This is a genomic window from Bacillus cereus group sp. BfR-BA-01524 (genome assembly GCF_022662595.1).
Classification (GTDB): Bacteria; Bacillota; Bacilli; order Bacillales; family Bacillaceae_G; genus Bacillus_A; species Bacillus_A thuringiensis_S.
Genome location: NZ_JAKUDW010000474.1, coordinates 1 through 219, shown reverse-complemented (window position 1 = coordinate 219; position 219 = coordinate 1). Strand labels below are relative to the sequence as shown.

Below are 219 nucleotides of genomic sequence, written 5' to 3'. Positions count from 1 at the left end.
AGATAAAGCTAAAAAAGAAGAAGCAATTAAGGAACAGCAAAAAAATGAAATAGAGAAAAAACAAGCGGCACAAGTACAAGAAAAAAATGATATGGCTAAAAAAGAGGAAGCGATAAAAGTTGAGCAAAAGAATGAAGTAGCTAAAAAAGAAGAAGCAAAGCCAGTTGTACAAGGTGAAAAATTACCAAACACAGCATCAAATAATGTAGCAATGATGGG

1 pseudogene is annotated in these 219 nt (G+C 32.4%); it reads left to right on the top strand.

The features are described from left to right. Positions 1 to 219: pseudogene (locus tag MR170_RS31955) on the top strand (LPXTG cell wall anchor domain-containing protein); the annotation flags it as partial.